The organism is Prevotella sp. P6B4 (assembly GCF_000619985.1).
Classification (GTDB): Bacteria; Bacteroidota; Bacteroidia; order Bacteroidales; family Bacteroidaceae; genus Prevotella.
The window spans coordinates 18,820-33,282 of record NZ_JHVE01000013.1; the positions used below are offsets into that span (position 1 = coordinate 18,820).

The following is a 14,463-nucleotide window of genomic DNA, read 5'->3' on the forward strand; positions in this document are numbered from 1 at the left end:
TCCCCACTTTTAATCGTTAATCAACATAGGCATCATGAGCATCAGAACCTCTTGATTCTCAGGCTGCTCGCTTGGTAATACCAGTCCAGCTCTACTAGAGTCGGCCAACTGAATAATAACCTCAGAACACTCGATGTTGCTTAGTACTTCAATAAAAGCATTACCCTTAAAGCCGATGCTCATAGGATTACCGTTATATTCACATGTCATGCGTTCTGTTGCAGTCTTAGAGAAGTCATAGTCCTCCGCATCCAGTTGGAAGGTAGAGCCTTCAACGTGGAAACGTACTAGATTGCTGGAATCGTTTGCAAAAGGTTGAACACGGCGCAGAGCTGCCAACAATGCAGAACGGTCCAAGCGAGCCTCATTGGGGTTGTTCTGAGGAATAACTGAGTTATAATTGGGGTATCTACCTTCAATCAGACGGCATTGTAGAACACCATCGCCATAGTTCACCTCAGCGTTGCGCTCGTCGAATCGGATCGTTACATCGCCACCATCTTTTCCGAGCAGATTTTTTAGCAGGTTAGCTGGTTTCTTGGGCAGAATGAATGCAGCAGGTTCTTCGCTCTTGATGCTATAAATCTTGTTTCGAACAAGTTTATGTCCATCAGAAGCGACTACAGCCAGGTGATCGGGTGTCAGGTCGAAATATATACCATTCATCACAGGACGGAGCTCATCTTGAGCAGTTGCAAAGATGGTACGATTGATGTTCTCTGCCAGAATGGCATTAGGCAATACGATAGACTTCGCAAAATCGCTAACTGGCTGGGCAATAGGATACTCATCTGCATTGTCTATAGGCAATGAGAACAGTCCGTTCTGATAACTAATCTTAGCAAGATTCTGATCCATATTCACATCAAAAGTGATTGGCTGTTCTGAGAATCCCTTAACGGCCTCAAGCAAGTCATGATTGCCGATAGCAAAGCGAATGTTTCCTTCGCTATTTGTCAATTCAAGCTGAGTCTTCATGACATTCTCCGAGTCTGACGCTGTCAGATACAGGATATTGTTGTCGATCTCAAATAAGAAATCACCCAGAATAGGGAGTGCATTCTTACTGTTAATTACTCTCGATAATGCTGTGAGCTTAGAGCTCAGTGCTGTACTTGATAATGTAAAACGCATAGTTTATAGTTATTTTATTATTCTACATATTATATTATTGAGTACAAAATTACAAAAAAAAGTTGTAATGAGCAAAAAAAAAGGCAGAAAAGTTCTTTATTCAAACTATTTTTAGTAATTTCGCACACTGAAAACGATAAATTCAACAAATAAAAACAAAAAAGATAATGGAATTAACAGGAAAAATCATTGCCGTTATGGAAGCCCGTGGCGGCGTTTCTGCCCGCACAGGTAATTCATGGAAGACTCAGGAGTACGTTATAGAGGTTCCTGGTCAGTATCCTAAGCGTTGTGTATTCAATGTTTTTGGAGAAGACAGAATTAATCAGTTCAATATCCAGAACGGTGACGAGTTGACAATTCAGTTTGATATTGATGCTCGTGAATACAATGGTCGTTGGTATAATGATGTTCGTGCATACAATGTTATTCGTGGTCAGCAGCCTGCTGCAACTCCTCAGGCTGCAGCTCCTTCTGAAGCCACATCACCATTTCCACCAGCACAGGAGCCTGTAAGCGAGGGATCTTCTGACGACCTGCCATTCTAAATCCGGCACCAACATTGATCTATACAAGCCTCTGGAATTATGTGTTCTAGAGGCTATTTTTTTTGTGAAGCATATGATATTAGAATCGGCATTATGATAAATAGGTGATATGGATTCATATCTATTTCGGGCCTACTATGTTATATAGTCTACTTTGTGATTTAAAGAGCAGCATTATCTGATGAATAATCAGGCCTATGTAATTTCAATAATCAACTCTTGATATTGTCAATTATTTAATATAGAAATCTTTGGTGAGTTGTTGATACCAGTCACTTCTTTGTCCTGGAGCTATTTCTAATACTTCTTCGTGAAAATCTATATGATTTGCAGGAATTTTCCTGATCTCAACCAGTTGGCGTTTTGGCAGTTTATTTGGTGTGGTTTTGATGAGGCATATTCTTGTGATAAACAAACCTTCTAATGCGGCTGTAGTCTCAATATCATCGCTGTTTTCGGATGGTATGATTACGGATAGAATTCCGTTGTCTTTTAATAGTCTTTTCGCAGTCTGAATCAGTGATGTGTAGTTCAGCGTGACAGTGTGCCTGGCCAGTGTACGCTGCTCTTGTGGGCATGTGAGAGAATCTACGAAATATGGAGGGTTGCAGACGATGGCGTCATACCCTATGCTGTCGTTAATTTTAGTGGAATCTCCTCTATTTATCATAATCCTCTTCGCGAATGGAGAATTCGTGACATTTTCTTCTGCTTGACTTGCTGCGTCTGGGTCGATGTCGATTCCATGAACGATAGCGTTTGGATAGCGTTGAGCCATCATGAGTGCCATAAGTCCAGTGCCTGTCCCAATATCCAATATTCTTGACTGTCCTTGTGGCGCTTGAGCCCAAGCGCCCAGTAAAGTCCCATCTGTGCCAACCTTCATGGCACAATGTTCCTGATTAATCGTGAATTGTTTGAATTGAAAGCTATTTTTACTCATAATCGCTGCAAAGATACTAATTATTTGTAAATAATCAGGCTTTCTTTCTTAATTCTTAATTATTATTAGTAACTTTGCACCCCAAACTAATAAAATAGCAAATGAGTAATCAGAATAACAATTCAGCATTTTCGATGATTGCTGATATCGATGGAGATTTCAATGATTTTTTGAATGTTCACACTCCAAGCCAAGTACCCATTCTTGCATTGCGAAACATGGTTCTGTTTCCTGGTGTTGTGACGCCAGTCCTGATTGGACGCCAAACCAGCAAGGCTTTAGTTGAAAAGGCAGAACGCAAGGGGCTTATTTTCGGTGTTGTAGCTCAGCGTGATCCAGAGATTGATTCTCCTGTGTTGGAGGATCTGTATCCTGTGGGTGTTTATGCCAAGGTGATGAAGATTCTATCTCTCCCAAATGGCAATGTGACGGCTATTATTCAGGGATTCGGACGCTTTGAACTTTATGAGATAACCAAGACCTCGCCTTATCTCGAGGGTAATGTTACTCCCATTGCGGAGGTTCAGCCCGAGAAGAAGGATCGCGAGTTTAAAACTGCCATAGGTGATCTTCGCGATATGGTCAACAAGTATATCTCGATGTCTGATGAGATTCCTGATGAGGCTAATTTCGCAATTAAGAACATCTCTAACGATGTGATGGTGCTGAACTTTGTATGCACCAATCTGCCGTTTAATTACAAGGAGAAGCAGGCCCTGCTTGAGGCGTCTTCGGTTAAGGAGCGTCTGTTTATGACGATGAAACTGTTGAACCGAGAGATAAACCTGCAGAACCTAAAGGCCGAAATCCGTAATAAGACCCGTGAGGATATCGACGAGCAGCAGCGCAACTACTTCCTGCAGCAACAGATTAAAAATCTGCAGGCAGAGATGGGCAATGGTGAATCGCCCGAGAAGCGCGAATTGCTTCGCAAGGCCAGATACAAGTTGTGGTCGTTAGAGATGGGGAGACTCTTCCGTAAGGAGTGCGACAAGCTCGATAATCTTAATCCTCAGAGTCCGGAGTACAATGTACAACTGACTTATCTTCAGACGCTGGTTAATCTGCCTTGGGGAGAATATACTGAGGATGACCTGGATCTGAAACGTGCACAGAAGATCCTTGATAAGGAACACTATGGTATGGAGAAGGTCAAGGAGCGTATTCTGGAGTATATGGCCGTTCTCGCCCTGCGTGGCGACCTGAAGTCTCCTATCCTATGTCTTTATGGCCCTCCAGGCGTTGGTAAGACCTCATTGGGTAAGTCGATTGCATCAGCCATGAAGCGTAAGTATGTGCGTGTATCGTTAGGTGGACTGCACGACGAGGCTGAGATTCGTGGACACCGTCGTACCTATATCGGTGCTATGCCTGGTCGTATTATTAAGAGTATCCAGAAGGCAGGCTCCAGCAATCCCGTATTCATTCTCGATGAGATTGACAAGGTGACTCAGAATACCCACAATGGTGACCCGGCATCGGCGATGCTCGAAGTGCTTGACCCAGAGCAGAACAACGCCTTCCACGACAACTATCTCGACGTGGACTACGACCTTTCAAAGGTGCTGTTCATTGCTACGGCTAACAATCTGAGTACCATTCCACGTCCCCTACTCGACCGTATGGAGATTATCGACGTAAGTGGTTATATTACAGAGGAAAAGATTGAAATAGCAAAGCGTCACTTGATTCCGCGCGAACTTGAGAATACTGGTTTGAATATCCCAGAAATAAAGCCCAGATTCAATAAGGCTGCCATCGAAATGATCATTGAGCGTTATACCCGTGAAAGCGGTGTGCGCCAGCTTGAGAAGCAGATTAACAAGGCTCTGCGTAAGATAGCCTTTAAGCTTCAGATTGACAAAGAGATGGGGTATAATAAGATTACCCCTAATGAACTGGAGGATCTGCTCGGAAAACCACCATTCTATCGTGATATCTATCAGGGTAACGACTATGCTGGTGTGGTAACTGGACTGGCATGGACCTCAGTAGGTGGTGAGATACTGTTTATTGAGACCTCACTGTCCAAGGGTAAGGGCTCAAAACTTACGCTGACCGGTAATCTGGGTGATGTCATGAAGGAATCGGCTATTCTGGCCCTCGAGTATGTGAAAGCACATGCCGAGACTCTGCACATCGACTATCGCATCTTTGACAACTGGAACATCCATATCCACGTGCCAGAGGGTGCTACGCCTAAGGATGGTCCTTCGGCCGGTATCACTATTGCTACATCGATTGCCTCTGCCCTCACCCAGCGTAAGGTGCGCAAGAATACAGCGATGACAGGCGAGATCACCTTGCGTGGTAAGGTGCTGCCCGTAGGCGGTATCAAGGAGAAGATTCTGGCCGCCAAGCGTGCTGGTATCACTGATATCGTGATGTGCCAGGAGAACGAGAAGGATATCCTTGAGATTCCCGATATCTATCTGAAGGGTGTTAACTTCCACTATGTGGAGAATGTTCAGGACGTATGGGATTTTGCCCTGACAGATGAGATTGTGAAGGCTCCCCTTGATTTTACTATTCGCGAAGAAAACGACAAAAAGAAATAATAATCTCCATACAGAGATACAAATAGATGAAATTTGAAGTACAACATACAGATACAGCCAGTGACGCCCGAGCAGGATTGATTACAACCGATCACGGACAGATCCAGACACCTATCTTCATGCCAGTTGGTACGGTGGGTAGTGTGAAGGGTGTTCACTTCAGTGAGCTGCGTGAGCAGGTCAAGGCACAGATTATCTTAGGTAATACCTATCACCTGTATCTCCGTCCCGGTCTGGATATCCTCCGACAGGCAGGCGGTTTACACAAGTTCAATACATGGGATCGTCCTATCCTGACCGATTCGGGTGGTTTCCAGGTATTCTCGTTGACAGGTATCCGTAAGCTCCGTGAGGAGGGTTGTGAGTTCCGTAGTCATATCGATGGCTCGAAGCACATCTTTACACCGGAGAATGTGATGGATACCGAGCGTGTGATAGGTGCTGATATCATGATGGCATTCGATGAGTGCCCACCAGGCCAGAGCGACTACAAATATGCCGAGAACAGTTTGCGCCTGACTCAGCGCTGGTTAGAACGCTGCGTGAAGCGATTCAATGAGACCGAGCCCTTGTATGGCTACAAGCAGACCCTGTTCCCTATCGTACAGGGCTGTACCTATAAGGACCTTCGCCAGGACGCTGCCAAGCACGTTTGCGATGTGCTGAGCCGTCTGAACGACGGTGGTGGTGCCTCTATCGGCGGACTGGCTGTAGGCGAGCCTACCGAGGTGATGTACGAGATGATCGAGGTGGTGAACGACATCCTGCCAAAGGACCGTCCTCGTTATCTGATGGGTGTAGGAACGCCTCAGAACATCCTCGAAGGTATTGAGCGCGGTGTCGATATGTTCGACTGCGTGATGCCTACCCGTAATGGTCGTAACGCCATGCTCTTCACCTATGAGGGCACAATGAACATGCGTAACAAGAAGTGGGAGAACGACTTCTCACCTATCGATCCCGATGGCTGTGAGATTGACCGTATCCATAGTAAGGCCTACCTGCACCATCTGTTCAAGGCTCAGGAGCTGCTGGCCATGCAGATTGCCTCGATTCACAACCTGGCGTTCTATCTGCGCCTGGTAGGCGATGCCCGCCAGCACATTATTGCCGGCGACTTCGTACAGTGGAAACGTAGTGTAATCGATCAATTAGGACGTAGACGATGAAAGAAGGTTTGCGTAAGATAGGAACCTGGCTGCGATGGCAGAAGTGTCTGCGATGCCTGAAGTACCTGAATCCGTTTCGGTTGCTGAAACGGCTGGACCGCTATATCATCGCCAAGTTTATCGGTACCTACATTTTCTCGATCATTCTGATCATCTCGATCTCGATTGTGTTTGATGTCAACGAGAACCTTGCCAAGTTTACGACCTACAACGCTCCACTCAAGGCGATTGTGTTCGACTATTATGCCAACTTCATCCCCTACTTCGCCAATCTGTTCTCGCCGTTGTTCGTGTTTATTGCCGTCATCTTCTTTACATCGAAGCTGGCGGGCAATTCCGAGGTCATCGCTATGTTGGCAGCTGGCGTTAGTTTTAAGCGCCTGTTGCGCCCGTATATGGTGTCTGCGGCACTCATAGCTGCGGTTAACTTCTATCTTGGCGGCTATGTGATTCCGAAGGGCAACCAGATCAAGATGGAGTTCGAGTCGAAGTACAAGAACAAGAAGCGTTCGCTCTCTGCCAGCAATGTACAGCTGATGGTGTCGCCTGGTGTGATAGCCTATATCCAGCAGTACGACGACCAGACGCATACGGGCTATGGTTTCTCGCTCGATAAGTTTGAGAACAAGAAGCTGGTGAGCCATATGACAGCCTCTGTGATCCGTTACGACAGTATCAGCGACTCGCGCTACCACTGGAAGGCGCAGTCGTATAAGATACGTACATTGAAAGGCCTGCGCGAGGAGATTCAGTCGGGTGCTGTCATCGACACATTGATCCAGATGGAACCGATGGATTTGGTTTTCTCGAAGGGTCAGCAGGAGACGCTCACCATCACCGAGCTGCGTAACTATATCGGCAAGCAGGTGGAGCGTGGTTCGCAGAATGTGGTGCAGTACGAGGTGGAATACCACAAACGCATAGCAACCTCGTTTGCCTCGTTTATCCTGACGCTGATAGGTGTGTCGCTCTCCAGCCGTAAGCGTAAGGGCGGTATGGGTCTCTATCTGGGTATCGGACTGGCGCTCTCGTTTGGTTACATCCTGTTGCAGACCATCAGTGCCACCTTTGCCATCAATGCCGATACACCGGCTATGCTGGCAGCGTGGATACCTAATATATTATATTGCTTTATTGCATACTTCTGCTTCAGGCAAGCACCGAATTAAGAGTGAATAGTGATTAGTGAATAGTGAAAAGTGAATAGTGATTAATGAAATTTGAAGAAACATATTTGAACGATAATATCCTCGATGCGCTTTACGACATGCACTTCGATGAAATGACACCTATCCAGGAGCGATGCATTCCTGAGATTCTGGATGGTTACGATGTGCTGGGTATTGCTCAGACAGGAACAGGAAAGACGGCAGCCTATCTGTTGCCGATACTCTCTGAACTCGATGATGGTAACTTCCCTAAGGATGCCGTCAACGCTGTGATTATGTCGCCTACACGCGAGCTGGCACAGCAGATTGACCAGGCCATGCAGGGCTTCGGTTATTATCTCGACGATGTGAGCAGTGTGGCTGTTTATGGTGGTAACGATGGTAACCGCTACGACCAGGAGCTACGCTCCATGCGTATGGGTGCCGATGTGATGATAGCCACTCCAGGTAGATTACTGAGCCATCTGAAGGTGGGTAATCTCGACTTGTCGCGCTGCTCGTTCTTTGTGCTCGATGAGGCCGACCGCATGCTCGATATGGGTTTCATCGACGACATCATGAAGATTGTGAAGGAGCTGCCCAATGACTGTCAGCGCATCATGTTCTCGGCCACTATGCCGAAGAAGATCCGTGAGTTGGCCGTACAGTTGCTCAACGACCCTGTTGAGGTGAAGATAGCCGTATCGAAGCCTGCCGAGAAGATTCATCAGATGGCCTATGTGTGCTACGAGCCACAGAAGCTGAAGATTATCCAGGATATCTTCAAGAAGGGCGACCTGAAGCGCGTCATCATCTTCTCGGGCAAGAAGGAGCGTGTGAAGGAGGTAACCCGTAAGCTCAAGTCGATGCACGTGAACTGCGACCAGATGCACAGCGACCTCTCGCAGCAGGAGCGCGATGAGGCCATGTACCGCTTCAAGGCCGGACAGACCGACGTGCTGGTAGCCACCGACATCGTGGCGCGTGGTATCGACATCGACGATATCCGTCTGGTCATCAACTACGATGTGCCCAGCGACTCTGAGGACTATGTACACCGTATCGGTCGTACGGCCCGTGCCGATCGCGATGGCGAGGCCATCACGTTTGTCAGCGATACTGATATATACCGTTTCCAGAGCATCGAGCACTTCCTGGGCAAGGAGGTTGAGAAGATGCCTCTGCCCGAGGGCTTAGGCGATGCTCCAGAATACAAGAAGCGCGAGAAAAAGCCTACCAGCCGTCGTAATGGTCGTTGGCACTCCAAAGGTCACGGTCATGGCAATGGCAAGGGTAAAGGCCACGGAAACGGCCAAGGTAAAGGTCAAGGCAAGCCCCAAGGTAAGCCCCAAGGTAAGCCCAAAGCCCCCAAGAATAATGTTTAATCTTTAATGGTTAATCTTTAATGATAACATTTCCCATAGCAAAGATCAATCTCGGACTGAATGTGGTAGAGAAGCGTCCTGATGGTTATCATAACCTGCAGACGGTGTTCTTCCCTGTGCCCATACAGGATGCACTCGAGGTTTATCCGATGGATCCGGCATTTCCGTCGCAGTTTGATTGCGATCTGAAGGTGTCGAACATCCAGATCGACGGCGATGAGCAGCGCAACCTGGTGGTGCGTGCCTACAACCTGTTGAAGGCCGATTTCCCCCAGATGCCTCGCGTACACGCGCATTTATATAAAGGTATCCCCACACAGGCCGGTATGGGTGGTGGCTCGAGCGACTGCGGGTTTATGATCACCCTGCTCAACGAGCTCTGCCAGTTAGGACTCACCGAACAGCAGATGATAGACTATGCTGCCCGCTTAGGTGCCGACTGCGCGTTCTTTATCGTCAACAAGCCTTGCTATGCTGAGGGTATAGGTGAGAAACTGCAGCCCATAAGTCTTTCATTGTCAGGGTGGTACCTATCGTTGGTTCGACCAGATATTCCGGTATCTACCAAGGAGGCTTTCTCGCTCATCAAGCCGCATTATCCAGCTGAGAACTGTCGCGAGGTGGTTCAGATGCCTGTAGAAGCGTGGCGCGGTCGCCTGACCAATGATTTCGAGGAGAGCGTGTTTGCTATCCATCCCGAGTTGGGTGCCGTGAAGGAGCGCCTGTATGCGTTGGGAGCCACCTATGCTGCCATGTCGGGCTCTGGGTCAACTCTGTTTGCGCTGTCGAAAGCGCCTCTCCCACTTGATGAATTCGATCAAAAAGGAACATTTAGAACAACTATGTCAATATAATTTAAAGCATTATGAAACAAACAATCCTTGTAACTGGTGGAACCGGTTTTATCGGTAGTCACACCACCGTAGAACTGCAGGAAGCAGGCTACGAAGTAGTCATCATCGACAATCTGTCAAACTCTAATGCCAATGTTGTCGACGGTATCGAGAAGATCACTGGCATCCGTCCAGCTTTCGAGCAGGTTGACTGCTGCGATTTCGAGGCGCTTGAGGGCGTATTCAAGAAGTACCCCAAGATTGAGGGTATCATCCACTTTGCCGCCTCAAAGGCTGTAGGTGAGAGCGTAGAGAAGCCCCTGCTCTACTATCGCAACAACCTGACATCGCTCATCAATCTGCTGGAGCTCATGCCAAAGTACGATGTCAAGGGTATCATCTTCTCTTCAAGCTGCACCGTTTACGGTCAGCCCGCTGCCGAGAATCTACCTGTTACAGAGAATGCACCCATCCAGAAGGCCATGAGTCCTTATGGCAACACCAAGCAGGTGAACGAGGAGATCATCCAGGATTATATCCACTCGGGTGCGCCTATCAAGAGTATCATCCTGCGTTACTTCAACCCCATCGGTGCGCATCCATCAGCACTCATCGGTGAGTTGCCTAACGGTGTGCCCATGAACCTTATCCCATTCGTTACCCAGACTGCTATGGGTATCCGTGAGCAGCTGAAGATCTTCGGTAACGACTACAACACACCTGATAAGACCTGTATCCGCGACTATATCTATGTAGTGGATCTGGCCAAGGCTCACGTGAAGGCTATGGAGCGTGTGCTCGACAAGCCTGAGTGCGAGGCTGTTGAGGTGTTCAACATCGGTACCGGTAAGGGTCTGTCAACACTCGAGGTTGTAGAGGGTTTCGAGAAGGCTACCGGCGTGAAGGTTAACTGGACCTACGCTCCACGTCGTGAGGGCGATATCGAGCAGGTATGGGGTAATGTCGATAAGGCCAACAAGGTGCTTGGCTGGAAGGCAGAGACGCCAACTGATGAGATTCTGCGTACAGCCTGGCGCTGGCAGGAGAAACTGCGTGAACGTGGTATTCAGTAATATCTACTAAGGCTCCCTGATTTCAGGGAGCTTTTTTTAATAACCACCCAACCCTCCTTATCCTAAGGAGGGCTTTTCATTTTCTTTCTGTCACCAGAAAGAAAACCGAAACAAAAGAAAGAGTGCGAAAACGTCCTGAGCTCGGAGGCCGGTACACAAATTCTTCAAATCACTCGAAGAACTCGCTCCGCTCAAACAGCTTCTCGTATTTCGTTGCTCAGATTGCGTTCCGCAATCCGAGACTCAATATCGATTCAAAGAATTTGCATACCTCTAAAGACCTCCTCGTGCGGAATGTTTTCGAGTGATTTATCACGAGAAACATGTAGTACGGTTAATGGCGCACGAAGTGCGCAGGGTTTGGGGGCTTGCCCCCATTAAGAAAACCCACGCCAGGGCTTTGATGCCCTGATTGTCAAGGGAAGGCCTTGGGAGAATCCAAAAGACTCAGGATTGTCTTTTGGATTTCTTGATGCGGCCCATGATATCGTAGGTGTACGATAGGATGATATACGATATCAACCCCGTCAGGATACCATCCGAGATGCTGCCGGTGATGGGCATGAGGAGGATGGTGAGGAAGGCGGGCATGGCTTCGAGGTTGAAGGTGAGCTTGATGTGGCGCACCACGCCGAAGAGGAAGAATCCTGCTACAACCATCACTGGCGATGTGGCAGCTGCAGGGATGGCTAAGAACACGGGGGCGAGAAACAGGCTGAGGGCAAAACAGATGGCTGTTACAAAGGCCGAAACACCTGTACGTCCGCCTTCGGCAAAGCCGGTGGCACTCTCTACATAGGTGGTGATGGTGCTGCAGCCGAAGCAGGCACCTGTAACGGTGGCAAGGGCGTCGCTCAGCATGATGCTGCGCATGTGGGGTATTCGTCCGCTCTTACGGATGATGCCCGAGCTGGCCATCACACCTACCACGGTTCCCAGGGTGTCGAACACGTCGAAGAAGAGCATCGTCATGACGCATACCCAGAAGTCGGGCATCATCAGGTAGTGGAGTGAGAACTGACAGAACAGCGGTGCTGGCGATGGTGGCAGGGAGAACACCTCGTGAGGGATGACGGTGACACCGAAGGGCACGCCCAGCACGGTGATGATACAGATGCCCATCAGCAGTCCGCCTTTGACGTGCAACGCGGTGAACAGTCCTGTGAGTATCAGTCCAAAGAGGAAGAGCAGCGACGATGGCGTGATGAGGGTCTCCATGTGGTTGAAGATGGTTCCTTCGGCCAGGATGCCGCTATTCTTGAATCCGATCATGGCCACGAAGAAGCCTATGCCGGCAGCGAAGGCGTACTTGAGCGATGTGGGCACCATCTCGAAGATGATCTGTCGGAGGTTGCTCACGCAGATGAGCACGAAGAGCAGTCCCTCAACGAGTACGGCTGTGAGTGCGAACTGCCAGGGGTAGCCCAGTGCGAGGCATACGGTCTCAACGAAGAAGGTGTTGAGTGCCAGTCCTGGTGCCAGTCCGAACGGACGGCGTGCGATGAACGCCATGAACAGTGTGCCTACGATGGCTGAGATGGCAGTGGCAGTGAACAGCGAGTCGATGGGGAATCCCAGATCGGCCAGCGGTCCGAAGATGACGGGCATGAGCGCGAGGATATACACCATGGTGATAAAGGTGGTTATGCCCGATATGATCTCGGTCTTCAGGCTGTCGCGCTGCAGCGAGAAGCCTAACATTGCAAGGAATCTTTCTTTCATGCGTTTGCGGTATAGGGTATGATGAGGTCGAATTTAGCGCCTCCGGTGTAATTGGTGTCGAGTGTAAGTGTGCCGCCCATGTGTTCGGCTACCATGCGGGCTACGGATAGTCCGAGTCCGGTGCCCTGGGTAAAGCTGTCGAGCTTGGTGAAGCGTTCGAATATGGCTTCGCTCTTGTCGGCTGGTATGCCGCAGCCGGTATCGGTCACTGCAAAGTGTAGCTTGTCGGCCTCGCGGTTCAGGCTCAGCGTGATGTGGCCCTGCTTGGTGAACTTGGCTGCATTGTCGAGCAGTTTCGAGATGATGATGCCTATCAGTCGTGGGTGGCACATCAGTGTCTCCTCGGCGGGTATGTTGCACTGGCTGTCGATGGTAACGCCTTTGGCCACTTGCTGTGCGATGGCCTCGGTAGCGCCTGTTATCATCATCAGTGGTACGCAAGGTTCGGCTTGAGGCAGTGCGTTGTTACCCTCCATGTTGGATATCAGGATCATGTCGTCGAGTATGTTGGTGAGCAGCCGGGTGTTGTCCTGGATACGGTTGCTGAAGTCCTGACGTTCGTTTTCGGGCAGGTTGAGCCCGGTCATGGCGAGCACCTGTGTAAAGCCGCTGATGGCGTTGAGCGGTGTACGTATCTCGTGTGTCATGCTCTGCAGGAAGGCGGTCTTGGCGCGCGATGCTGTCTCGGCGCGGTCGCGCTCCACGGCCAGCTGTCGGTTCTGTGCCACCACCACGTTGCGTTCGCGCTCCAGCTGCCGGTTCTTTACCTCGAGTGTGTGTCGCCAGCGGTTGCTGGTGGTGAGGAATACGAGCATGGCGATGATGCCGAGCACCATGGCCACACCGCCGGTGGTGAACCGTGAGCGCTGCTGCAGCTGCTGGTTCTGGCGGCGCATCTCGTCAACGTCGTAGTGCTTGTTGAGCTCCATCTGTTGCTGTCGGGTGGCTATGTCGGCCATCACTTTTTCGAGGCTGTCGTAGCGCAGTTTGATGGCGTAGGCTTCCTGGTAGCGGCCCATCTGTGCGAGCAGGGCGTGTAGCACGCCGTCGTGATTGATCTGGTGCTGGTTGCTCACTTGTTTGCCGGCCTGCTTCATGCTGTCGATGATGTGCTGATGCTTGTCGAGACAGGTCATGGCCTCGCTGTAGTGGTGCAGATGGGTGTGCACGGTGCTGCGGTCGATGATCAGGTTCATCTTGTTGGATGGCAGGTTGGCAGCCGGATAGAGCTCGGCCGAGTCGATGGCTGCTATGGCATCGTCGAACTGATGGTTGGCGATGAGATAGTCGACCAGTGTGTTATAGTAGTTGAATTGCCAGATGTCGATCTCCTTGTCGGGGTCTTCCTCGTCGAGTACGGTCTTCCACTGTTTGAGTGCCGAGTCCACCTGCTCAACGGGTGCCTCCTTCAGCAGTAGTGTCTCGGTGAGCCGGTAGTACAGGTTCATGCGGGTTGATCTGTCGCCGTATTCGGGGTCGTAGGTGTCGATGGCCTCGTGCCAGTAGCGTTCTGCTTCCTCGTGGTTGCCCTGCAGGCTGGCTATCATGGCCAGCAGTGCCAGTCCCTTTACCTGTCCGAGCGCGTTGCCGCGTTTCTGACCGTCGGTTTGCATGGCGTGTGCTATGTGGTTGGCCTGGTCGTACTCGGCTGCGAAGGCGTAGGATTGTCCCAGCAGGTTCCATGCCAGGTAGTATAGTCGCCACTGCCTGTGGTTCTTGCAGTTTTCCATATATTCGGGTACGGCGGCCTCGAGCGAGTCGTTCTGATCGTTGTTGTAGAAGTATTCGAGTGTTTTCATTCGTGCTCTGAGCTTGTCGTACACAGGGCCTTCTTGCTTGGCAGCCTGCTGTCTGTAGCCGACTTGGCAGGCCGCTAATGACGTGATAATCAATAGCATACCTAAAGGTATCCTGGCTGTTGATAATATGGATTTAAGTAATCGATTCATT

At 49.7% G+C, this 14,463-nt stretch carries 10 protein-coding genes and 1 pseudogene; 7 read left to right on the top strand and 4 right to left on the bottom strand.

Features of this window, described 5'->3' with window-relative positions; genetic code table 11:
* Positions 1-9 precede the first annotated feature (9 nt).
* Positions 10-1,134, bottom strand: coding sequence for a DNA polymerase III subunit beta (dnaN, locus tag T491_RS0109585; protein ID WP_028903698.1), 1,125 nt, complete (start codon positions 1,132-1,134; stop codon positions 10-12).
* Between the two features lie 167 nt (positions 1,135-1,301).
* Between dnaN and T491_RS0109590 the strand changes: the two genes are divergently transcribed.
* Complete coding sequence (locus tag T491_RS0109590) at positions 1,302-1,682, top strand: DUF3127 domain-containing protein (RefSeq protein ID WP_028903699.1); 381 nt, start codon at positions 1,302-1,304, stop codon at positions 1,680-1,682.
* 232 nt (positions 1,683-1,914) lie between these two features.
* Here the strand turns inward: T491_RS0109590 and T491_RS0109595 are convergent, their stop codons facing one another.
* The gene (locus T491_RS0109595) at positions 1,915-2,625 is read right to left on the bottom strand and encodes a tRNA1(Val) (adenine(37)-N6)-methyltransferase (RefSeq protein WP_028903700.1); all 711 of its coding nucleotides are present in this window, start codon (positions 2,623-2,625) and stop codon (positions 1,915-1,917) included.
* A 101-nt stretch (positions 2,626-2,726) separates the two neighbouring features.
* On the opposite strand from T491_RS0109595, the gene lon reads away from it, so the two are divergent.
* From lon to galE, 6 genes and pseudogenes are all read left to right on the top strand, one after another.
* Positions 2,727-5,183 (top strand): endopeptidase La, encoded by a 2,457-nt coding sequence (gene lon / locus T491_RS0109600; RefSeq protein ID WP_036915858.1) that lies wholly within the window; start codon positions 2,727-2,729, stop codon positions 5,181-5,183.
* 26 nt (positions 5,184-5,209) lie between these two features.
* Complete coding sequence (gene tgt, locus T491_RS0109605; protein WP_028903702.1) at positions 5,210-6,352, top strand: tRNA guanosine(34) transglycosylase Tgt; 1,143 nt, start codon at positions 5,210-5,212, stop codon at positions 6,350-6,352.
* A complete protein-coding gene (locus T491_RS0109610; protein ID WP_028903703.1) occupies positions 6,349-7,521 on the top strand; it encodes an LptF/LptG family permease in 1,173 nt (390 codons plus the stop codon). The genes tgt and T491_RS0109610 overlap by 4 nt, the downstream gene beginning before the upstream one ends.
* A 44-nt stretch (positions 7,522-7,565) precedes the next feature.
* Positions 7,566-8,718 (top strand): annotated as a pseudogene (locus T491_RS0109615) (DEAD/DEAH box helicase); the annotation flags it as partial.
* A 187-nt stretch (positions 8,719-8,905) separates the two neighbouring features.
* The gene (ispE, locus tag T491_RS0109620) at positions 8,906-9,739 is read left to right on the top strand and encodes a 4-(cytidine 5'-diphospho)-2-C-methyl-D-erythritol kinase (RefSeq protein ID WP_028903705.1); all 834 of its coding nucleotides are present in this window, start codon (positions 8,906-8,908) and stop codon (positions 9,737-9,739) included.
* Positions 9,740-9,750: 11 nt separating this feature from the next.
* Positions 9,751-10,791, top strand: a complete 1,041-nt coding sequence (galE, locus tag T491_RS0109625; protein ID WP_028903706.1) for a UDP-glucose 4-epimerase GalE — start codon at positions 9,751-9,753, stop codon at positions 10,789-10,791.
* 447 nt (positions 10,792-11,238) lie between these two features.
* Here galE and T491_RS0109630 read toward each other — a convergent pair whose 3' ends face one another.
* Together T491_RS0109630 and T491_RS17080 are read right to left on the bottom strand one after the other, a co-directional pair.
* The gene (locus tag T491_RS0109630) at positions 11,239-12,513 is read right to left on the bottom strand and encodes an NCS2 family permease (RefSeq protein WP_028903707.1); all 1,275 of its coding nucleotides are present in this window, start codon (positions 12,511-12,513) and stop codon (positions 11,239-11,241) included.
* Entirely contained in the window at positions 12,510-14,462 is a 1,953-nt protein-coding gene (locus T491_RS17080) for a HAMP domain-containing sensor histidine kinase (protein WP_197018845.1), read from the bottom strand. Before T491_RS17080 ends, T491_RS0109630 begins: the two co-directional genes overlap by 4 nt.
* Between the last annotated feature and the right edge of the window lies 1 nt (position 14,463).